A 19,377-nucleotide genomic window follows, 5' to 3' on the forward strand; every position below is an offset into this window, starting at 1 on the left:
TCCGAACACTGGAAAATCTATGTTGACCTGGGACGAAGAAGTCAAGCCCTCATCGCAAAATCAACTGGACGGCGGTCTGCCCAACAACCGCCAGGTGGGACAACCGCCTCTCGCTTTCCAGACACCTTCGCTGCAACCCGTGGGCGCCACATCCCCCGCAGCACATACCTCCACGACACCCGTCACCGCTGCAGCGCATCGCCGCGTCAATGCAGCCGACAAACGCATCATCAACGGCCAGACCGACGTCAACCAGCTGGTGCCCTTCAAGTACAAGTGGGCGTGGGAAAAATACCTGGCCACCTGCGCCAACCACTGGATGCCCCAAGAGGTGAACATGACGCGCGATATCGCGTTGTGGAAGGACCCCAACGGCCTGACCGACGACGAGCGCCGCATCATCAAGCGCAACCTCGGCTTCTTCGTCACCGCCGACTCGCTGGCCGCCAACAACATCGTGCTGGGCACCTACCGCCACATCACTGCCCCTGAGTGCCGCCAGTTCCTGTTGCGCCAGGCCTTCGAAGAAGCGATCCACACCCACGCCTACCAGTACATCGTCGAGTCGCTGGGCCTGGATGAGAGCGAGATCTTCAACGCCTACAACGAAGTCCAGTCGATCCGCGACAAGGACGAGTTCCTGATCCCCTTCATCGAAGCGATCATGGACCCATCCTTCAAAACCGGTACCCCCGAAACCGACCAGACCCTGCTCAAGTCGCTGATCGTTTTTGCCTGCCTGATGGAAGGCCTGTTCTTCTACGTGGGCTTCACGCAAATTCTGGCGCTGGGCCGGCAGAACAAGATGACGGGTGCCGCCGAGCAGTATCAGTACATCCTGCGCGACGAGTCGATGCACTGCAACTTCGGCATCGATCTGATCAACCAGCTCAAGCTGGAAAACCCGCACCTGTGGACGGCGGAATTCAAGGCCGAGATCAAGGCGCTGTTCCTCAAGGCCGTCGAGCTGGAGTACCGCTACGCCGAAGACACCATGCCCCGTGGCGTGCTGGGCATGAACGCCTCCATGTTCAAGGGCTACCTGCGCTACATCGCCAACCGCCGCGCCACGCAGATCGGGCTGGAGACACTGTTCCCCAACGAAGAAAACCCGTTCCCGTGGATGAGCGAGATGATCGACCTCAAGAAGGAACGCAACTTCTTCGAGACCCGGGTTATTGAATACCAGTCCGGTGGTGCGCTGTCCTGGGACTAGCGCTTTTTTTTGCAGGCCACACCACATGGATTTTTACACCACGCCCAGCACCGACAGCGCCGCAGAGTGCTGCCCTGCGAGGCGTTCCCGTGTTCATGGAGATGGAGTTTTGATCCATCTCCATGGATCGCTTTCTGTCCACTGCAGACAGGAAGTGCTCTTTGCAAATTGACCCAAGGAGAACATGATGGCAACTGCGAAAAAACCGGCCGCTAAAAAGGCTGCTCCCGCGAAGAAGGCTGCAACGGCCAAACCCGTAGCCGCAAAGAAGGCTGCACCTGCCAAGAAGGCAGCAGCACCGGCAAAGAAAGCCGCTCCCGCCAAGAAGGCCGTAACTGCGAAGAAGGCTGCACCTGCCAAGAAGGCAGCAGCACCGGCAAAGAAAGCCGCTCCCGCCAAGAAGGCCGTAGCTGCGAAGAAGGCTGCACCCGCCAAGAAGGCAGCAGCACCGGCAAAGAAAGCCGCTCCCGCCAAGAAGGCCGCAGTAGCCAAGAAGGCCGCAGCACCTGCCAAGGCAGCCCCCGCAAAGAAAGCTGCCCCGGCCAAGAAGGCCCCCAAGGCGCCTGCCCCTGCGGCCGCTGCCCCTGCAGCACAAACCACGCTGAACCCTCAGGCAGCCTGGCCTTTCCCTACGGGCAACAAGCCCTGATCCCGGCGCGCCACGCGCTCAACCCGGTGCAAACGCACCGGGTTTTTTTTCGTCTGCATCTTGGTATGGGTTCTCCCGAGGGTCGCCCGGGGAGCAAGTTGCGCTGTATCGCCCGACGTAACGCAACGCGGGCAACATTGGCTGAGTGGCCTGAGTGGCTTATGCCAGCGGATCGAAATCCAGCGTGTAGTTCTGTGGGCCACGCTGCGCGATCTTGAGGGCGCCCACCCGGTTGCCCAATTTGGCACAACGTACGAGTGGCCAGCCCTTTTCCAGACCAAACAGCAGCGCGCCGCGCCAGGCGTCGCCACAGCCCGTAGGGTCCACCACGGCGGCAGGTTTCACGGGGGGGACATGGGTCTTGTCACCATTCACCCAGACCTCGCAGCCCTCAGCGCCCAATGTCACCACCAGCCCCTGCACCTTGCGGGAGATATCGGCCAGCGACCAGCCGGTGCGGTCGCACAGCATCTTCCCCTCGTAGTCATTGACGGTGACCCAAGTGGCCTGTTCAATGAACTGGGTCAATTCCTGCCCGTTGAACATGGGCAGGCCCTGGCCCGGATCGAACACAAACGGGATGTCTGCCGCGACGAACTGGGCTGCATGCTCCAGCATGGCATCGCGCCCATCCGGCGCGATGATTCCTACGCCGACACGGCTGTCGGCACCAATGCGGTTGGCATGGGCTTGCATCATGGCACCGGGGTGGAAGGCCGTGATCTGGTTGTTGTCACGGTCCGTCATGATCATCGCCTGTGCGGTGTAGGTGTCCTGCACCTGCCCAACGTGGCGAGCACTGATACCCAGCGACTCCAGCCGCTCCAAGTAGTCGGCACCGTCGCTGCCCAGCATGGCCATGGGCAGCGGCTCACCACCCAGCAGCTTGAGGCTGTAAGCGATATTGCCCGCACACCCCCCGAAGTCGCGGCGCAGCGACGGAACCAGGAAGGACACATTCAGAATGTGCAGCTGATCCGGCAGGATCTGCTCAGCAAAACGCCCCTCGAAAGTCATGATGGTGTCGAACGCCAGGGAACCACAAATGAGGGCAGCCATAGATAGTGAAACTCGGTAAGTTGTTGGGAGAAATCAGGGATAGAACGCCAGCAGCCGGTAGCCCGCCACACGTGCACCGCCCGTGGTCACGAGCACCGACACCGAGGTGCCCCACTCCCCCTTCGCGGGCAACTCCGCCGGCGCGGCCATGTCGGTGGGCAACAAGACCCGCCGCAACACGGGCTGGTCCTGGGCATCGGTCAAGGTCAATTCCACCGCAGGCATGGCCAAGGGGATGGTGGCGGTGCTCTTCATCGTCAGCGCCAGCTGGTAGCTGTCGCCGCGCGCCTTGTTGAAGGAAGAGCTGTCGATGACCACATCGGCAATCTGGCGCACGGGAGCAAGCTCGCAGCGCAAGGGCTCGCACAGTTTCACCAGCCAGGGGCGGGTGCGAGCGTCCAGCGCGGCAATGCGGTCGCGTTCCTGCACGGCAATCTGCAAGGCCAAGCCCAGCAGGGAAATAAAGAACACCAGCCCCAACGCCATCCGCACGACAGGTTTGCGCCAGAACGCCTTACGGCGCGCAGCAAGCACAAAACTGACCTCGGGGTCGGACTCCCGGCCCTCGGTCTCATCGTCGTCGTCCGCAGCCCGCCGAGGTCGTGCCCGCAGGATGGCCGCGTGCGACTCGTCCTTCACCAGCTCCATGGCCGGCGTCTCCGGAGCATCCGCCTTGGGCACAAAGTCGACGGAAGGCAGCGGAGGTGCCAGAGCAACGGACTCCGCGACCGGCACTGGCGCGAGCTTCCGCACTTCGTCCAGAAGCGCGGCACTGGGGTCGGACGGCTGCGGCGCCAAAGCCTCCGATGCCCCCGTTGAATGGATAGGATCGCCCGACAGGTCGACGGGGCCAGCGGCATCCGCATCCAAGGACGCATCCAGTGTCACTTCGGAATCGCGAAGTTCTGCAAAAGGCAGTTCGTAGCCAGCAGGGCTGGGGGGCTCGGTCACCGGCGGCAAAGCCCCACCGACCAAGCTGCTGGCATCTTCGCTGACAACGGGTGTCACCGAGCCCGAGGGCGCCGCCGCAGCATCCCCGCGTCCATGTACAGACCCGTTCGCATCCAATACGGAATCACCGGCGCGTGGAGCCGTGGTGGGTTCCACTATCGGCCCCGGAATCTCCGCAGGCACTGGGGCCGATAGCGTTGCCCCGGCATCCACCGCAGTCGGAGCCCGTGGCGCGCTGTGGGCCCTCCATGCAAAGGGGGCGAGGAGGTCATCCCCCAGAACTTCAGGAGAGGTTTCCTTGCGAGCGCCTGCCGTGAGAAACGCGGGCACCGCCGGGCTGGGGATATCCAGCACAGGGGCTGCAGGTACATCATCCACCACGCAGAACAGCGGGGCGTCAACCGTGTTGGTCGCCGCTGCCCGGGTAACGGACTCCGAAACGCTTCCCGTGACAGGCGTGGTCGCCTTGGCTGCATTCGCAGCAGCGGGCAGAGCGGCGCCAGTTGATTTGCCGCCGCCCCACGCACCCAGCGCATCGGGCTTTCGGACGACCGGGGCTGTGGGCGCCCGCAGGTCCGTGAGGGACACATCGGGCAGCAGGGCCTCAGGCGCCACCGGCAGCAAATGGGCAGAGGCATCGAATACCTCTTTGCATTGGCCGCAACGCACCCATCCCTCCGAGATGCGCAATTGGTCCGCCACGACCTTGAAGGTGGTGGCGCAGGACGGGCAGCGGGTGATCTGGCTCATCAGCGGTGGATTGTAGAGGCCATGCCGCGGCCGCCAGAACAGCGCTCGCGCACGTTCAACGGCGTGCGGTCATCAGAATCCAGCCATCCTCGGTGTCCGCCACTTCCAGCGGCAGCCAGGGCGCGTAGGCCTCCTTGAGTTCATCCGCCTGGCGCTCCAGAATGCCCGCCAACACCAGATGGCCGCCCGCAGCCACATAGCTGCACAGCAGCGGGGCCAACACCCGCAACGGCGTCGCCAGGATATTGGCCAGCACCGTCTGGTATTCACCTTGTGCATTGTCTGGCAGACCTGCTTTGAGCGTGACCTGATTGGCCTCGGCGTTTTGTACGGTGGACTCCACAGCCGCAGGGTCGATATCGACTGCATCAATGTCCGTGGCGCCGAACTTGGCCGCACCAATGGCCAGAATGCCCGACCCGCATCCGTAGTCCAGCACCCGTCCCAGGGGGTTGCCCTGACCGGGCTGCGTAGCGCCGTTGCGCGCAATCCAGCGCAGGCACATGCGTGTGGTGGGGTGTGTGCCGGTGCCAAACGCGAGGCCGGGGTCGAGTCGTATGCTGCGTACCGCCTGGGCAGGCAGTTCATGCCAGGTAGGCACGATCCAGAAATCGGGTGTGATGTCCACCGGGGCAAACTGCGACTGGGTCAGCCGCACCCAGTCCTGCTCGAGCACCTGGGCCACACCCAGCACCTGGCAGCCCACAAAAAAGTCCTGCACCACCAGCAACTGCTGCGCTTCGCGGGCCACCACCTCGGAGGGGAACAAGGCGACCACACGGCTACGCTGCCAGCCATCCTTGGGCGGAGGCATACCTGGCTCGCCAAACAGCGCCTGTTCAGCGTCGGTCTGCGCATCGGCGTCTTCCACCGATACGGACAGCGCATCCAGCGCGTCCAGCGCATCGCTGACCGCTTCAATCCGGTCCTCGGGGCACATCAGACTCAGCTCAAACATAGGCGTCTCTCAAAAAAAGTGAAATGCTGGCACCCGTCGCCAGGAGCCAGCATGTGAATGACTGCGCAATACGATGTCAGCGCTTGTGCTGCGACAGCCACTCTTCCAGGTAGTGGATGTTGGTGCCACCCGCCATGAACTTCGCATCCACCATCAGCTCGCGGTGCAGCGGCACATTGGTGTTGATACCCTCGATCACGGTTTCGGACAAAGCCGTGCGCATGCGGGCCAGGGCCTGCTCACGCGTGTCGCCGTGCACGATGATCTTGCCAATCATCGAGTCGTAGTTGGGCGGCACAAAGTAGTTGGTGTAGGCATGCGAGTCCACGCGCACACCAGGGCCGCCTGGTGGATGCCACGTGGTGATGCGCCCCGGCGACGGGATGAACTTGTAAGGATCTTCCGCATTCACCCGGCACTCGATGGCATGGCCACGGATTTCGATCTGGCGCTGGGTGAAGGGCAGCTTCTCGCCCGCCGCCACCATGATCTGCGTCTTCACGATGTCCACGCCCGTGATCCATTCGGTCACGGGGTGCTCCACCTGCACACGGGTGTTCATCTCGATGAAATAGAACTCGCCGTTTTCGTACAGAAACTCGAACGTGCCCGCACCACGGTAGCCAATCTTCTTGCAGGCGGCCACGCAGCGCTCGCCGATCTTCTCGATCAGCTTGCGGGGGATGCCTGGCGCTGGCGCCTCTTCGATCACCTTCTGGTGGCGGCGCTGCATGGAGCAGTCGCGCTCGCCCAGGTACACCGCGTTGCGGTGCTTGTCGGCCAGGATCTGGATCTCGATGTGGCGAGGGTTCTGGAGGAACTTCTCCATGTACACCGCAGGATTGCCGAACGCTGCGCCCGCTTCGGCCTTGGTCATCTGCACGGCATTGACCAGGGCAGCCTCGGTATGCACCACACGCATGCCACGACCACCGCCGCCGCCTGCGGCCTTGATGATCACGGGATAGCCCACGGCCTTGGCGATGCGGCGGATCTGCACCGGGTCGTCGGGCAATTCGCCCTCGGAACCTGGCACGCAGGGCACGCCCGCGCGGATCATGGCCTGCTTGGCCGACACCTTGTCGCCCATGATGCGGATCGACTCGGGCGTGGGGCCGATGAACTGGAAGCCGCTCTTTTCGACGCGCTCGGCAAAGTCGGCGTTCTCGGACAGGAAACCGTAGCCTGGGTGGATGGCTTCGGCATCGGTCACCTCGGCCGCCGAGATGATGGCCGGCATGTTGAGGTACGACAGAGGCGAGGGCGCGGGGCCAATGCAGACGGCCTCTTCGGCCAGCTTGACGTATTTGGCGTCGCGGTCGGCCTCGGAGTAGACCATCACGGCCTTGATCCCGAGTTCACTGCAGGCGCGCTGGATGCGAAGGGCGATTTCCCCTCGGTTTGCGACCAGGATTTTCTTGAACATGCGCGCCTTATTCGATGACGAACAAAGGTTGTCCGTATTCCACGGCCTGGCCGTTTTCGCCCAGGATGCGGGTCACAGTGCCCGACTTGTCGGCCTCGATCTCGTTGAGGATCTTCATTGCCTCGATGATGCAGATGGTCTCGCCTTCCTTGACCTGGCTGCCCACCTCGACGAAAGGCTTGGCGCCGGGGCTGGACGAGCGGTAGAAAGTGCCCACCATGGGGGACTTCACGATGTGACCGGTAGGGGCTGCTGCGGCCGGTGGGGCAGGCAGTTCAGCCACAGGCGCGGCTGCTGGCGCTGCGGCAGGGGCTGCCACCGGGGCCGCCACATACTGCTGGACCACAGCACCACCGCTCTTGACGATGCGGACTTTGCCCTCGGCTTCCGTGATTTCGAGTTCAGAGACGTTCGACTCGGACACGAGATCGATGAGGGTTTTGAGTTTTCGCAGATCCATGGAAGCTCCAACGGCTATAAAACTGAATAGGGCGCGAATTTACTCCAATTTCACCCTATCGCAGTCTTCCACCCGTATTTTTCATGAACTTCGGCATGGGAAAGTGCCGTTTCATCGAGAGAAGACACGTCGAGAACCCCTATACAGCCCGTGTATATGGGCGCGCATCCTCAGCGCAGACCTGCCCAAAGCTGCAAGTCCTGGGCGGTCACTTGCCCCATTTTACGATGCAGCACTTTCCCCTCCCCGCCCAGGACCACCGTGAAGGGCAGGCCTCCTGTCAGGTTGCCCAGCGACCGCCCCAGGTCTGTGCCGCCCAAGCCAGCCAGCCCCACCGGAAAATCGAGCGGAATGCGCGTCAGAAACTTGCGCACCGCCGAAGGCTGATCAATCGCCAAACCCAGCACTTGCCAGCCTTTGGCAGATTGTTCGCGATAGAAGGCGTTGAGCATGGGCAGCTCTTCCACGCAAGGTGGGCACCACGTGGCCCAGAAATTGAGCAGCAGCGGCTTGCCAGCCAGGGACTTCATTGCCACGGTGCTACCAGCGGGCGTTTCAAACTCCAGCCCCCAGAGCGCCTGAACGGCCCCCGGCTCCACGGCATGGGGCTGAAACTTCCACCATGCAAAGCCCGCGCCACCCAGAGCCGCAGCCCCAGCCACCCCCGCATACAACAGGCGCCTGCGCGCTGCCGAGGGGGCAGAGACATCGGGAGTCACCGGGGCGAGAGATTCAGCAGGCTGTGTCATGGGGTCGTGGTTTCCTGAAGCAAGCGGCGCACGGCCGTGATGTCACCGCGCGGTGTCCGGCCCTTGGAGTCGGGTTTGAGCGCACCCCGCAGGTCGTCCAGGTCATAGATGAGCAGGTGCACACCGATCATTTCATTGAGCTCGGGCGATTTGCTGCCCAGGCTCAGCGCCTCCACCGATTCGCCATGAAAGCCGGTGACCGTGCGGGGTTCGTAGTCCACATGATGATCGATCAGCGCGATCTCTGCCGATTTGGGGTCATCACAGAACAATTGCAGGTAAATGTCTGACAGGCGCGTGGCCGTGCCATGCCACACCGCCCCCGCCAGATGCGGCCGAAAGGCCGCCATGCGGTCCATCCACACCAGGGCCAGTTGGCGTAACGCCCGCAGCTCGCGCGGCTGGGTATCGGCACAGAAGAGCTGGATGTACTCCCGCACCGCCTCTTCCACCAGATCATTGTCCGGCAGCGGGGTGCGGGCCGGCAGGCCCATCTGCCGCAGCGCCCGGCGCTTGGCGGGGCCCCATTCCAGCCCCTCCTCCACCACCAGGCGGGCGGTCGTTTGGGCGATTTCTTCGCTCAGGGGTGTGTGCATGGCAGCGGTGGGGAACTAAAGAACCTCCATTGTGGCGCGAAGCCGTGACACGACGGCCGATGACCCCAGGCGGCACTGGCGACCCAGACAACCGGCGCGCAGGGGAACTACTATTTTGAGAGCACCTCAGGCAGACAGAGTCGGCACCTGCAGTCCTTTTTGCCTTGAAGGAGGCACCCACCCCCCGGCCTTAGAATCTGCGCCCATGCATATACACATACTGGGCATCTGCGGCACGTTCATGGGAGGCCTCGCGGCCCTGGCGCGCGAGGCAGGGCACAAGGTAACGGGCTGCGACGCCGGGGTCTACCCACCCATGAGCGACCAGCTCCGCGCGCTGGGCATCGACCTGATCGAAGGCTTCAGCGCCGACCAGCTCGCGCTCCAGCCCGACATGTTTGTGGTGGGCAATGTGGTCAGCCGCGCCCGGTTGGCTGACGGCTCCCCCAAGTTTCCGTTGATGGAAGCCATTCTGGACGCAGGCCTGCCGTACACCAGCGGCCCCCAATGGCTGGCCGAGCATGTGCTGCAGGGCCGCCATGTGCTGACCGTGGCTGGCACGCACGGTAAGACCACCACCACCTCGATGCTGGCGTGGATTCTGGAATCGGCCGGGCAGCAACCGGGCTTTCTGATCGGCGGGGTGCCGCTGAACTTTGGCGTGTCCGCGCGCCTGGGCGCTGCGCAGCGCCCCGCGCCAGCCGCCACGCCGCTCGGCGCCGCACCGCTGTTCGTGATCGAGGCCGACGAATACGACACCGCCTTTTTCGACAAGCGCAGTAAGTTCGTGCACTACCGGCCCCGCACCGCCGTGCTGAACAATCTGGAGTTCGACCACGCAGACATCTTTGACGACCTGGCGGCCATCGAGCGCCAGTTCCACCACCTGGTGCGCACGGTTCCGCCGTCGGGACGCGTGGTGGTCAATGGACTGGAAGAAAGCCTGGCCCGCGTGCTGCACACCGGCTGCTGGAGCGAGGTGACCAGCTTTGGCGCCGCCGTCAGCGACTTTCACGCCGTGGGTGACCCGCAGGCTTTTGACGTGGTGCACCAAGGGCAAACCGTAGCGCGCGTGGAATGGTCGCTGACCGGCGTGCACAACCAGCTCAATGCGCTGGCGGCCATCGCAGCGGCCCACCACGTGGGCGTGGCGCCCGCACAGGCCGCAGCCGCTCTGGGCAGTTTTCAGAACGTCAAGCGGCGCATGGAGTTGCGTGGCACGGTGGGCGGTGTGGCCGTCTACGACGACTTTGCCCACCACCCTACCGCCTTGCGCACCACGCTGGACGGCCTGCGCCGCACTCTAGGCACCGGCGCACGCATCCTGGCGGTGTTCGAGCCCCGCAGCAACACCATGAAACTGGGCGCGATGAAAAGCCAGCTGCCCTGGGCCCTGGAGCCCGCCGACCTGGCCTTTTGCCACACGGCGGGGCTGGACTGGGACGCCGCACAGGCGCTGGCACCGCTGGGCGTCGGCCCCGGCCAGCGCGCGCAGACGGCGCCGGACATCGATACGCTGGTGACCCAGGTCACCCAGGCCGCACGCCCGGGCGACCACGTGGTGTGCATGAGCAATGGTGGCTTTGGCGGCATCCACGCCAAGCTGCTGCAGACACTACAAAAATAGTAGCTGCTAGCGCATATTCCACTGGCGCTAGCAGCCTATTTCTATCAAATGGCGTTCAGAACGTGACCGCCATGCCCGGCACATCCACCCGCACGATGGGCTTGGCGAGTGCGGCGCTAGCGGCACGCGCAAAGTCGCGGGACCAGGTGGGGTCTTGCATCAGCGCCACACCGGCCGCGCGGGCCACGGTCAGCACCTTGTCGGCCAGCAGCACCTTGCCGCTGGCGCGCAGAGGCTCGCAGTCCAGCGCGATGAACTGATCGTCGAGCCAGCGCCGCCCGGCCTCGTGGGCCATGGGCTCGGCGCCCTCCAGATCAAAACGGTATTCCTGGTTTGCGGCCAGCTTGACCGACACTTCGCTGTGCATGATGGATCGCCTTTCTGTGTTGTTGCGGTGACTGGTGACCGCTGCTGCACGCAGAGTGCGCGCAGCAAGCGCCCCCAGTTTAGACCTTGCAATGAAGCCAGCGATCAGCGGGCACGGCGTGCCTTGACGGCGTCCGACAGCTCGGCCAGCGCCTGCAGCGAGGCGTCCCAGCCCAGGCAGGCGTCGGTGATGCTCTTGCCGTATTCGAGTGCCGAAGGATCGTCCTTGCCAGGCGTGAACTTCTGGGCGCCTGCCGTCAGGTGGCTTTCGATCATCAGGCCGAACACGCTGCGCGAACCACCCGCCACCTGGGCCGCCACGTCGCGGGCCACGTCCAGCTGCTTTTCGTGCTGCTTGCTGCTGTTGGCATGGCTGCAGTCCACCATCAATGTGGCTGGCAGCTTGGCAGCTTCGAGGTCCTTGCAGGCGGCGGCCACACTGGCGGCGTCGTAGTTGGGCGTCTTGCCGCCGCGCAAAATCACGTGGCAGTCCTTGTTGCCCTTGGTGTTCACGATGGCAACCTGGCCGTTCTTGTGCACCGACAGGAAGTGGTGGCCCCGGCTCGCCGACTGGATGGCGTCTGTGGCGATGCGGATGTTGCCGTCCGTGCCGTTCTTGAAGCCGATGGGCGCCGAGATGCCGGAGGCCAGCTCGCGGTGCACCTGGCTTTCGGTGGTGCGCGCGCCAATCGCGCCCCAGCTGATGAGGTCGCCGATGTACTGGGGCGAAATCACGTCCAGGAACTCGCTGCCCGCAGGCATGCCCAGGCGGTTGATCTCGATGAGCAGTTGGCGGGCAATGCGCAGGCCTTCATCGATGCGGTAGCTTTCGTCAAGGTAGGGGTCGTTGATGAGTCCCTTCCAGCCCACGGTGGTGCGTGGCTTTTCGAAGTACACGCGCATGACGATTTCGAGCGTGTCGGCGTACTGGGTGCGCACGGCCATCAGGCGGCGGGCGTACTCGACAGCAGCGGCAGGGTCGTGGATGGAGCAAGGGCCAATGACCACCAGCAGGCGGTCATCCTTGCCGGCCATGATGTTGTGGATGTTCTTGCGGGTCTGGGTGATCAGCGACTCGACCGGCGTGCCGCCGATCGGGAAGAAGCGGATCAGATGCTCGGGAGGAGGCAACACGGTAATGTCCTTGATACGTTCGTCGTCGGTCTGGCTGGTTTTCTCGACGCTGCGGTACCAGGCATCGCTGGTGGGGTTGGTAGTGGCCGTCATGGTTGCTTCCTCGTGGAGTCGGTTGGAGTGGATGGAAAAACGGGAGGGCTGAAAAACAAAAACCGCCGGGCTTTGCAGCGTCGGCGGTTGGTATGGGGAGGTTGTGTGTGCTTGCGCGTTTTCCTCTCATCCGCCGGGGACCGAGATAAAAAACCAAAAATAAAACGCGCTGCGAACTTGCATGGCAGCCAATGTAGCACAGGAGTGCGCCGGTTCGGCCCCCTCGGCCTGTTGCGAATGCACGACACGCGCCCGCTTCCAACACGTGGCGCTCCGGCCATTCACCGCCGGCCGCCCCGAAACCATGCCCGCAAGCGCTGCAGTGCCGAGGGCTTGCGCGGCGGCGGCATGTCCTGCAAATCACTTGCCGGATTGCTCTGGTGCTCGTACATGTCGATGAGCAGCAACGCCTCGCCCAGCGTGCGCCAGGCCAGCAGCTCAAACTGGTCGAAACTGGCGCTTTCTTTGGTACTGCGCTGCTCCAGCATCGACTGCCAGTCGGCAATGGCGTTGCGCAGCTCTCTCAGTGCGCGCTGGTAGGCGCCAAACTCGTACAGCGCGTGCCACGCAGAGCCCAGGCCCGTCAAAAACAGCTGATGTTCACGCGCGCTGTGGGACAAGGCCACCACGCGGCGCGTGATTTCGGTGGTGTCGGTGCTGGTGCGGCGGGTGCGCACCGCCTCGTCGATCTGCGTGGACAACACGCCCAGGCTGTCGCGGAGCTGGCGTGAATCTTCGTCCGCCACGCCTTCGCGCAAGAAGCGGCTGATGTCTCCAAACGACTGGAGCGTCAGCAGTTGACTGGGGCGCGTGGCGGGCATGGTGTCACCCATTGTGCGCCGGCCAATGCGCAGTACAAGCCCCGAAAAGCAGGTGAAAACGCGAAGTCACGCACCACCACCCAAGGTCTGCCGGCAGGCTGCCAACGCAACCCTCAGGCCGTACCGCCCACCGTGAGGCCTTCGATGCGCAGCGTGGGTTGCCCCACGCCCACGGGCACGCTCTGGCCTTCCTTGCCGCAGGTGCCCACGCCGCTGTCCAGGCGCATGTCGTTGCCGATCATGGTCACTTTCTTGAGCGATTCCGGGCCGCTGCCGATGATGGTGGCGCCCTTGACGGGGTACTGGATCTTGCCGTTTTCCACCCAGTACGCCTCGCTGGCCGAGAACACGAACTTGCCCGAGGTGATGTCCACCTGCCCGCCGCCGAAGTTGCTGGCGTACAGGCCCTTCTTGATGCTGGCGATGATTTCTTGCGGGTCCTTGTCACCGCCCAGCATGTAGGTGTTGGTCATACGCGGCATGGGGATGTGGGCATAGCTTTCGCGCCGGCCGTTGCCCGTAGGCGCCACGCCCATCAGACGTGCGTTCAGCGAGTCCTGGATGTAGCCCTTCAGGATGCCGTCCTCGATCAGAACGTTACGCTGACTGGCGTGGCCTTCGTCGTCCACATTCAGCGAACCTCGGCGGTCGGCAATGGTGCCGTCGTCCAGCACCGTGACGCCCTTGGCAGCCACACGCTGGCCAATGCGGCCGCTGAACGCGCTGGAGCCCTTGCGGTTGAAGTCGCCTTCCAGCCCATGGCCAATGGCCTCGTGCAGCAGGATGCCGGGCCAGCCTGAGCCCAGCACCACAGTCATCTCGCCCGCCGGGGCGGGGCGGGACTCCAGGTTGCCCAGGGCCGCATTCACGGCCTCGTCCACGTATTTACCCATCTGCTCGTCGTCGAAATAGGCCAGGCCAAAACGACCGCCGCCGCCTGCAGAGCCCATCTCGCGGCGACCGTTCTGCTCGGCAATCACGGTGACGGACAGCCGCACCAGCGGGCGCACGTCCGCTGCCAGCGTGCCGTCGGCGCGCGCTACCAGCACCACGTCGTATTCGCTAGCCAGCCCGGCCATCACCTGCGCCACGCGCGGGTCCTTGGCGCGGGCGCGCTGCTCCAGCCGCTCCAGCAATGCCACCTTGGCCGTGCTGTCCAGCGAGGCTATGGGGTCCACGCCCGGGTACAGGCTGCGGCTGGCCGCTACCTTTTTGGGAGCTACTCGCGCTTTGCCTGCCTGCGCTGCAGACGAAATAGACCGCACGGTGCGGGCCGCATCCAGCAAAGACGCCTCGGAAATGTCGTCCGAATACGCAAAGGCTGTCTTCTCGCCACTGACGGCACGCACTCCCACGCCCTGATCGATGCTGAAGGAGCCGGTCTTGACGATGCCTTCCTCCAGGCTCCAGCCTTCGCTGCGGGTGTACTGGAAGTACAGGTCCGCATCGTCCACCTGGTGGGCGCGGATTTCGGCCAAAGCGCGGGCAAGGTGGCCTTCGTCCAGGCCAAAAGGGGTCAGCAGCAGTTCACGGGCAACATCGATGCGCTGGCTGGTGGCCGCACGCTGGGGCGCGGCAGTGGTGGAGCGGAAAGTCATCAAAGCATTTTAGGCGCCCGACCAGCCCTTGCCCGGTTGGGGGCCACATGCCCCTATGTGCACCCGGCGCACCTTCAGCGCCGCCCACCGCGTCAGGTGGCCGTCTGGTCGTCAAGCACGGCCTCGGCCGCATGGGCCTGCACCGACTCAATGCCCTCGTCCCGGGCCTTGGCACCGGAATACATCTGGCTTTGGCCAATCACCTGGCCGTTGGCGGCTTTCAAGGTGAAATACGGCGCACCGTTCTTGGCGCTGAGCCGACCAAAACGACCATCGTTCGGGGCATTTTTGCGCACCGCTTCGATGCCGTTCAGCGCGCTGGCGCGGGACTCGTACATCTCGCTGGTCAGGATGACCTGGCCGTTGGCGGCCAGCAGGTTGAAAACAAACTTGTCGTTTTTCGACTTCTTGAGCTCAAACTTCGCCGCCATAGGAAACCCTCCGAATGCTGAGCGACCAAAACACAGTTGGCCAGCCGGTTTGTACCCCGAGGGCGTGCTGCGGGCAACCGCCTGCACAAGGCCCTACAGCGCGGCAGGGAGAGGGTCCTTGGTTTCCTGCTTCTGGGACCGCGCCACCGACATCAGGATGCCCAGTGCCAGCCCCAAGGTGACCATGGCCGTGCCGCCATAGCTGATGAAGGGCAAGGGCACGCCCACCACCGGCAGGATGCCGCTGACCATGCCCATGTTCACAAAGGCATAGGTGAAAAAGATCATCGACACTGCGCCCCCCATGAGACGGCCGAACAAGGTGCTGGCGCCCGCCGCGATGGCCAGCCCCCGCCAGACCAGCAGCAGAAAGCACACCAGCAGGAACAGGTTGCCTGCCAGGCCAAATTCTTCGGAATAGGCGGCAAAGATGAAGTCGGTGGTGCGTTCGGGGATGAACTCCAGGTGGGTCTGCGTACCCGCCATGAATCCCTTGCCCGACAGCCCTCCAGAGCCAATGGCGATCATGCCCTGGATGATGTGAAAGCCCTTGCCCAGCGGGTCGCGGGTGGGGTCCAGCAAGGTGCAGATGCGCTGCTGCTGATAGTCGTGCAGTACCACCCAGCGCACGCCGTCTGCGCACAGCTGGTCACCCAGCAGCACCAGGGTAGCGATGCCCACACCGCCGATCAGCACCGGCGGCAGGATCAGCTTCCAGGACAGGCCCGCAAAGAAGATCACCGACAGCCCAGCCGCCAGCACCAGCAGCGAGGTGCCCAGGTCAGGCTGCTTCATGACCAGGCCCACCGGGACGGCGAGCAGCAGGCCTGCCGCGGCAAAGTCCAGCGGGCGCAGCGTGCCCTCGCGCTTCTGGAACCACCAGGCCAGCATCAGCGGCATGGCGATCTTGAGGATCTCACTGGGCTGGATGACGATGCCCACGTTGATCCAGCGCGTCGCCCCTTTTTTGGTGATGCCAAACAGCGCCACCGCCACCAGCAGGGCCACGCCGGTGAGGTACAGCGGCACGGCACAGGCCATGATTTTCTGGGGGGGTACCTGGGCCACCATGAACAGGATGGCCCCGGCGATGAGCATGTTGCGCCCATGGTCCACAAACCGCGTGCCGTGGTCATAGCCCGACGAATACATGGCCAGCAACCCGGCGCTGGCCAGCATCAGAACCAGCAACAGGAGGGGGAGGTCAAAGCCCCGGAACAGGGGCGCCAGACGCTGGACGAGCGTGGGCTTTTCAAAAACGACGGCCATCCCCCGATTATCGGGCGGATGCCGCACACCAGAGCAGCCCACGCCCCTGCAGGGACATCGCGAGCCGCAGCCCTACCCCGCCTGCCGGAAGGCCATCACCGCCTGGTTGCGCAGGGTGCGCAGCAGGCCCAAGGCCTTGTCGTCCACCACAATGCCGCCCGGCGTGGCCTGGTCGGCATAGATGAGGGCAAAGGGCTGCCCCTTGATCTGCAGCGGCAGCAACAGAAACGACGGCGCATTGACGCCCTTGCGGTACCACTCGGGCAGCCGCGCCTGCATGCGGGGCTCGGTAGCGTCGTTGATCAGGGTGTCGGCGCCGCGCAGGCACACGGCGGCAAACAGGTCGCCCTGGGCCTTGAGCGGCACCTTGAGGGCCCGGACCGCCCCCTCGCTGCCCTCCCCCAGGCCAAAGCGGCCGGTCAGCATGTCGGTGCGGGCCTCGCGCAGGCAAAACACCATGCGCCGAAAACCCAGGGCGCGGAACATGGTCTCCAGGATCATTCGCAGCACATCGTTGAGCTGAAAACTCTCGACCATCGCGTTGGTGATGTCCTGGATGCCTGCCGCCAGCACTTCATTGACCTGCGCTACCGACACTGCGCCACCCGCCTGGGATTCGAGCACGGCGGGCAGGGGCTGCGTTTCCGTCACCCGCAACTCGTGGGCGCCGAGGGCATCGTCGGGTGCGGCTTGCGTACCAGCGGCTGAGGGCAGCTTGAGCAGGCGGGCCGCCGGCGTGTCGGGGTCCACGCGCAGGTCCAGCGCCTCGGCCAGCGCCACCAGCTTGTGCCGCGCGCGCAGCGTGGCGTCGGCAATGGCCTCGGCCGACAGCGCCAGCGTGCGGGCGTAGCGTGTGCCCACCTGTCCCAGTTGTCCCTCTATCTGGGCGGGGTCGCTGAACAGCAGGGCACCGGCGACCTCGTTGGCCGCCATGGCGGCCCAACGCAGGCGTTCCACGCCCTGCTCGGGCGCACGCTGCATGGGCGAGCCCAGGGGCTTGCGCATGCAGCGCTGCAGGCTGTCGGGCAGGCCCCAGACGCGCGCCACGCCCACACCCAGGTCTTCAAACCCCAGGCCCAGCACCTGGACGGACGCGGCCTCTTCGCCCCCTTCCAGCCGCCCAGACGCCACCAAGCTGCGCACCTGCCGTGCCTCTTCGGGAAAGTAGAACTCGCACAGCATGCGCCCCAGGTTCTGGAACATTGCGCCGATGAAGGCCTCTTCGGCCGCCTGGCTCGTGCTGCACAGTTCGGCCGCGACCGAGCCCGCCATCATGGCGCGCAAAAATTCCTCGCGCATCTGGCTGGCATGGGCCTTGTCCTGCATGTGGTCCAGCAACACCAGGCTCAGCGCCATGTTGCGCACCGCATTGAAGCCCACCAGACTCACTGCGCGCGACACGGTGCTGATGGTGCCCCGGCTGGCGTGGGCGTAATGCACGCTGTTGACCAGGCGCAGCAGCTTGTTGGTGAGCGCCACGTCTTTCAGGATTTCGTGGGTCAGGTCACTGATGCTGTCGTCTTCCGAGTTGGCCACCCGCTGGATGCGCGCCACCGAGTCCGACAAGGCCGGAAAGTCGCTCTTGTGGCGCATGCGCCGCAGCAAGAAGTCCAGCGTGGCATTGCTGGCGGCCGATGGCGCACTGGCCGGCGCCGCCCAGGCGCGCAACGCATCCCGAAAGTCCGCCGCCGTGGCATAGCGCTGCGCCGGGTCGCGCGCCATCGCCCGCTGCAAGATGGCGCGCAGGCCATCGTCCACGCCGGGGCCCAGGTCGGCGGGCAGGGCCAGGTTTTCGTTGGCAATGCGGTACAGCGCCTGCCAGGTGTCCTTTTGGTGGACGAGGGGGCGCCCGGTCAGCATCTCGATGAGCACCAAGCCAGCGGAATACACGTCCATCGCGGGGGTGGGCGCGGCGCCCGCCGCAGCCTCCGGCGCCATGTAGGCGGGCGTGCCGCTCGCCAGTTGCGCATCCGGTGCGGCCTGCACAGGGGCCGCCATGCCAAAGTCCATCACCCGGGCGTGCCGGTGCGCGTCGATCATGATGTTGGACGGCTTGAGATCGCGGTGCACGATGCCCGCCTGGTGGGCGGCGTGCAAGCCATCAAGCACATCCACCATGAGCGCCACGGCATCGTGGGGCGTGCAGCGCCCCTGCTGGGCCAGGTGCTCGGCCAGCGTGCTTCCGGGCACGTACTCGAACACGATGTAGGGCTGCGCGCCCTGCACATCGGCCTCGAACACCGGCACGATGTAGGGATGGGCCAGACGCCCCACGTGGCGGGCCTCGCGCAGCCACTGCTCCAGCACGGAGGGGTCCTGGTCCTGCATGGGGCGCATCAGCTTGATGGCCACCTCGCGCTGCAGGCGCGGGTCCAGCGCCAGCCACACGGTGGCCTGGGCGCCCCTGCCCAGTTGCTTCTTGAGTTCAAACCGCCCCAGCGACGCAGGCGGCTTGTCGCCTGATCCGAGCGCCCATCGTCTGGCAGTGGAAAGCGGGGCAAAATCGGTCATGGTGCGGGTAGCAAAACCAAGCGCCGCACGGTGTGGCGCCCTGGTGTGCACATCTTATGCCTGCGCCAGCCCGGTTAAAGCAGTGATTCCCCTGCCCCGATCACTTTCTGTCTCATGACCACCACCCACCTGCTGTACCTGCACGGTTTTCGCTCGTCTCCCTCGTCGGCCAAGGCGCGCCAGACAGCGGCCCACGTGGCGGCCCACCACCCCTCCGTGACCTTATGGTGCCCGCAGCTGCCACCATCGCCCCGGGCCGCCATGGCGCTGGTGGCGCAGGGCATTGCCAGCTGGCCCCGGCATTCGATGGCCGTGATTGGCTCGTCGCTGGGCGGCTTCTATGCCAGCTGGGTGGCGCAGCACGCGGGTTGCCCCAGCGTGATGCTCAACCCCGCTGTGGACCCGGCACGCGACCTCGCCCGCTACATCGGCGAGCAGACCAGCTGGCACGACCCGAGCGAGCGCTTTTATTTTTTGCCGGAGTACATCGAAGAGTTGCAGGCCCTGGACATGCGGGCCCGCCCCGCTGCCGCCCGCGAACTGGCCCTCATTGCCAAGGGCGATGAAGTGCTGGACTGGCGTGAGATGGTGGGGCGCTACCCGCAAGCTGAGCAGGTGGTGCTGGAGGGGGGCGACCACGCGCTGGGCAACTATGGGGACTACCTGCCGCTGGTGAGCCAGTTCCTGCAACTGGCCTGAACTGAACGCGCGGC

The 19,377-nt window shown here is 64.7% G+C and carries 18 protein-coding genes; 4 read left to right on the plus strand and 14 right to left on the minus strand.

Annotation, left to right across the window (positions count from 1 at the left end):
* Nucleotides 1-19 precede the first annotated feature (19 nt).
* Nucleotides 20-1,216: a ribonucleotide-diphosphate reductase subunit beta gene (locus DNK89_RS11730; protein WP_060985124.1), complete on the plus strand. Its 1,197-nt coding sequence runs from the start codon at nucleotides 20-22 to the stop codon at nucleotides 1,214-1,216.
* 184 nt (nucleotides 1,217-1,400) lie between these two features.
* Nucleotides 1,401-1,865 carry a histone gene (locus tag DNK89_RS11735; protein WP_370220908.1) on the plus strand — a complete coding sequence of 155 codons (465 nt, stop codon included), beginning with the start codon at nucleotides 1,401-1,403 and terminating at the stop codon, nucleotides 1,863-1,865.
* Nucleotides 1,866-2,024: 159 nt separating this feature from the next.
* Here DNK89_RS11735 and DNK89_RS11740 read toward each other — a convergent pair whose 3' ends face one another.
* From DNK89_RS11740 to DNK89_RS11770, 7 genes are all read right to left on the minus strand, one after another.
* A complete protein-coding gene (locus tag DNK89_RS11740; RefSeq protein ID WP_110960220.1) occupies nucleotides 2,025-2,924 on the minus strand; it encodes a carbohydrate kinase family protein in 900 nt (299 codons plus the stop codon).
* Between the two features lie 33 nt (nucleotides 2,925-2,957).
* The gene (locus DNK89_RS11745) at nucleotides 2,958-4,625 is read right to left on the minus strand and encodes a zinc-ribbon and DUF3426 domain-containing protein (RefSeq protein WP_110960221.1); all 1,668 of its coding nucleotides are present in this window, start codon (nucleotides 4,623-4,625) and stop codon (nucleotides 2,958-2,960) included.
* A 55-nt stretch (nucleotides 4,626-4,680) separates the two neighbouring features.
* Nucleotides 4,681-5,583 carry a 50S ribosomal protein L11 methyltransferase gene (gene prmA, locus DNK89_RS11750; protein WP_110960222.1) on the minus strand — a complete coding sequence of 301 codons (903 nt, stop codon included), beginning with the start codon at nucleotides 5,581-5,583 and terminating at the stop codon, nucleotides 4,681-4,683.
* A gap of 76 nt (nucleotides 5,584-5,659) precedes the next feature.
* Nucleotides 5,660-7,009, minus strand: a complete 1,350-nt coding sequence (gene accC, locus DNK89_RS11755) for an acetyl-CoA carboxylase biotin carboxylase subunit (RefSeq protein ID WP_056637364.1) — start codon at nucleotides 7,007-7,009, stop codon at nucleotides 5,660-5,662.
* Between the two features lie 7 nt (nucleotides 7,010-7,016).
* Complete coding sequence (gene accB / locus DNK89_RS11760; RefSeq protein WP_060985129.1) at nucleotides 7,017-7,469, minus strand: acetyl-CoA carboxylase biotin carboxyl carrier protein; 453 nt, start codon at nucleotides 7,467-7,469, stop codon at nucleotides 7,017-7,019.
* A gap of 170 nt (nucleotides 7,470-7,639) precedes the next feature.
* Nucleotides 7,640-8,218, minus strand: a complete 579-nt coding sequence (locus DNK89_RS11765) for a TlpA disulfide reductase family protein (RefSeq protein WP_110960223.1) — start codon at nucleotides 8,216-8,218, stop codon at nucleotides 7,640-7,642.
* A complete protein-coding gene (locus DNK89_RS11770; RefSeq protein WP_110960224.1) occupies nucleotides 8,215-8,814 on the minus strand; it encodes a hypothetical protein in 600 nt (199 codons plus the stop codon). Before DNK89_RS11770 ends, DNK89_RS11765 begins: the two co-directional genes overlap by 4 nt.
* A gap of 205 nt (nucleotides 8,815-9,019) precedes the next feature.
* Here DNK89_RS11770 and mpl point away from each other — a divergent pair, with 205 nt between their 5' ends.
* Nucleotides 9,020-10,441 (plus strand): UDP-N-acetylmuramate:L-alanyl-gamma-D-glutamyl-meso-diaminopimelate ligase, encoded by a 1,422-nt coding sequence (gene mpl, locus DNK89_RS11775; RefSeq protein ID WP_110960225.1) that lies wholly within the window; start codon nucleotides 9,020-9,022, stop codon nucleotides 10,439-10,441.
* A 55-nt stretch (nucleotides 10,442-10,496) separates the two neighbouring features.
* Here mpl and DNK89_RS11780 read toward each other — a convergent pair whose 3' ends face one another.
* The 7 genes from DNK89_RS11780 to DNK89_RS11810 form a co-directional block, all read right to left on the minus strand.
* Complete coding sequence (locus DNK89_RS11780) at nucleotides 10,497-10,808, minus strand: hypothetical protein (protein WP_015015633.1); 312 nt, start codon at nucleotides 10,806-10,808, stop codon at nucleotides 10,497-10,499.
* Nucleotides 10,809-10,912: 104 nt separating this feature from the next.
* On the minus strand, nucleotides 10,913-12,034 hold the full coding sequence (locus DNK89_RS11785; RefSeq protein WP_110960226.1) for a 3-deoxy-7-phosphoheptulonate synthase: 1,122 nt from the start codon (nucleotides 12,032-12,034) through the stop codon (nucleotides 10,913-10,915).
* 281 nt (nucleotides 12,035-12,315) lie between these two features.
* On the minus strand, nucleotides 12,316-12,855 hold the full coding sequence (locus DNK89_RS11790; RefSeq protein ID WP_110960394.1) for a hypothetical protein: 540 nt from the start codon (nucleotides 12,853-12,855) through the stop codon (nucleotides 12,316-12,318).
* A 113-nt stretch (nucleotides 12,856-12,968) separates the two neighbouring features.
* On the minus strand, nucleotides 12,969-14,453 hold the full coding sequence (gene tldD, locus DNK89_RS11795; protein WP_110960227.1) for a metalloprotease TldD: 1,485 nt from the start codon (nucleotides 14,451-14,453) through the stop codon (nucleotides 12,969-12,971).
* A 92-nt stretch (nucleotides 14,454-14,545) separates the two neighbouring features.
* On the minus strand, nucleotides 14,546-14,884 hold the full coding sequence (locus DNK89_RS11800) for a YegP family protein (RefSeq protein WP_110960228.1): 339 nt from the start codon (nucleotides 14,882-14,884) through the stop codon (nucleotides 14,546-14,548).
* A gap of 93 nt (nucleotides 14,885-14,977) precedes the next feature.
* Nucleotides 14,978-16,153: a rod shape-determining protein RodA gene (gene rodA, locus DNK89_RS11805; RefSeq protein ID WP_110960229.1), complete on the minus strand. Its 1,176-nt coding sequence runs from the start codon at nucleotides 16,151-16,153 to the stop codon at nucleotides 14,978-14,980.
* Nucleotides 16,154-16,225: 72 nt separating this feature from the next.
* Entirely contained in the window at nucleotides 16,226-18,664 is a 2,439-nt protein-coding gene (locus DNK89_RS11810; RefSeq protein WP_110960230.1) for a serine/threonine protein kinase, read from the minus strand.
* Nucleotides 18,665-18,778: 114 nt separating this feature from the next.
* Here DNK89_RS11810 and DNK89_RS11815 point away from each other — a divergent pair, with 114 nt between their 5' ends.
* Entirely contained in the window at nucleotides 18,779-19,363 is a 585-nt protein-coding gene (locus DNK89_RS11815) for a YqiA/YcfP family alpha/beta fold hydrolase (RefSeq protein WP_110960231.1), read from the plus strand.
* The last annotated feature ends 14 nt before the right edge of the window (nucleotides 19,364-19,377 follow it).

Source organism: Acidovorax sp. ST3, assembly GCF_003231145.1.
Classification (GTDB): Bacteria; Pseudomonadota; Gammaproteobacteria; order Burkholderiales; family Burkholderiaceae_C; genus Acidovorax.

Bases quoted from the DNA above. Each gene is read 5' to 3' on its own strand.
- DNK89_RS11730 (WP_060985124.1), top strand. From the start codon at position 20: ATGTTGACCTGGGACGAAGAAGTCAAGCCCTCATCGCAAAATCAACTG.
- DNK89_RS11735 (WP_370220908.1), top strand. From the start codon at position 1,401: ATGATGGCAACTGCGAAAAAACCGGCCGCTAAAAAGGCTGCTCCCGCG.
- DNK89_RS11740 (WP_110960220.1), bottom strand. From the start codon at position 2,924: ATGGCTGCCCTCATTTGTGGTTCCCTGGCGTTCGACACCATCATGACT.
- DNK89_RS11745 (WP_110960221.1), bottom strand. From the start codon at position 4,625: ATGAGCCAGATCACCCGCTGCCCGTCCTGCGCCACCACCTTCAAGGTC.
- prmA (WP_110960222.1), bottom strand. From the start codon at position 5,583: ATGTTTGAGCTGAGTCTGATGTGCCCCGAGGACCGGATTGAAGCGGTC.
- accC (WP_056637364.1), bottom strand. From the start codon at position 7,009: ATGTTCAAGAAAATCCTGGTCGCAAACCGAGGGGAAATCGCCCTTCGC.
- accB (WP_060985129.1), bottom strand. From the start codon at position 7,469: ATGGATCTGCGAAAACTCAAAACCCTCATCGATCTCGTGTCCGAGTCG.
- DNK89_RS11765 (WP_110960223.1), bottom strand. From the start codon at position 8,218: ATGACACAGCCTGCTGAATCTCTCGCCCCGGTGACTCCCGATGTCTCT.
- DNK89_RS11770 (WP_110960224.1), bottom strand. From the start codon at position 8,814: ATGCACACACCCCTGAGCGAAGAAATCGCCCAAACGACCGCCCGCCTG.
- mpl (WP_110960225.1), top strand. From the start codon at position 9,020: ATGCATATACACATACTGGGCATCTGCGGCACGTTCATGGGAGGCCTC.
- DNK89_RS11780 (WP_015015633.1), bottom strand. From the start codon at position 10,808: ATGCACAGCGAAGTGTCGGTCAAGCTGGCCGCAAACCAGGAATACCGT.
- DNK89_RS11785 (WP_110960226.1), bottom strand. From the start codon at position 12,034: ATGACGGCCACTACCAACCCCACCAGCGATGCCTGGTACCGCAGCGTC.
- DNK89_RS11790 (WP_110960394.1), bottom strand. From the start codon at position 12,855: ATGCCCGCCACGCGCCCCAGTCAACTGCTGACGCTCCAGTCGTTTGGA.
- tldD (WP_110960227.1), bottom strand. From the start codon at position 14,453: ATGACTTTCCGCTCCACCACTGCCGCGCCCCAGCGTGCGGCCACCAGC.
- DNK89_RS11800 (WP_110960228.1), bottom strand. From the start codon at position 14,884: ATGGCGGCGAAGTTTGAGCTCAAGAAGTCGAAAAACGACAAGTTTGTT.
- rodA (WP_110960229.1), bottom strand. From the start codon at position 16,153: ATGGCCGTCGTTTTTGAAAAGCCCACGCTCGTCCAGCGTCTGGCGCCC.
- DNK89_RS11810 (WP_110960230.1), bottom strand. From the start codon at position 18,664: ATGACCGATTTTGCCCCGCTTTCCACTGCCAGACGATGGGCGCTCGGA.
- DNK89_RS11815 (WP_110960231.1), top strand. From the start codon at position 18,779: ATGACCACCACCCACCTGCTGTACCTGCACGGTTTTCGCTCGTCTCCC.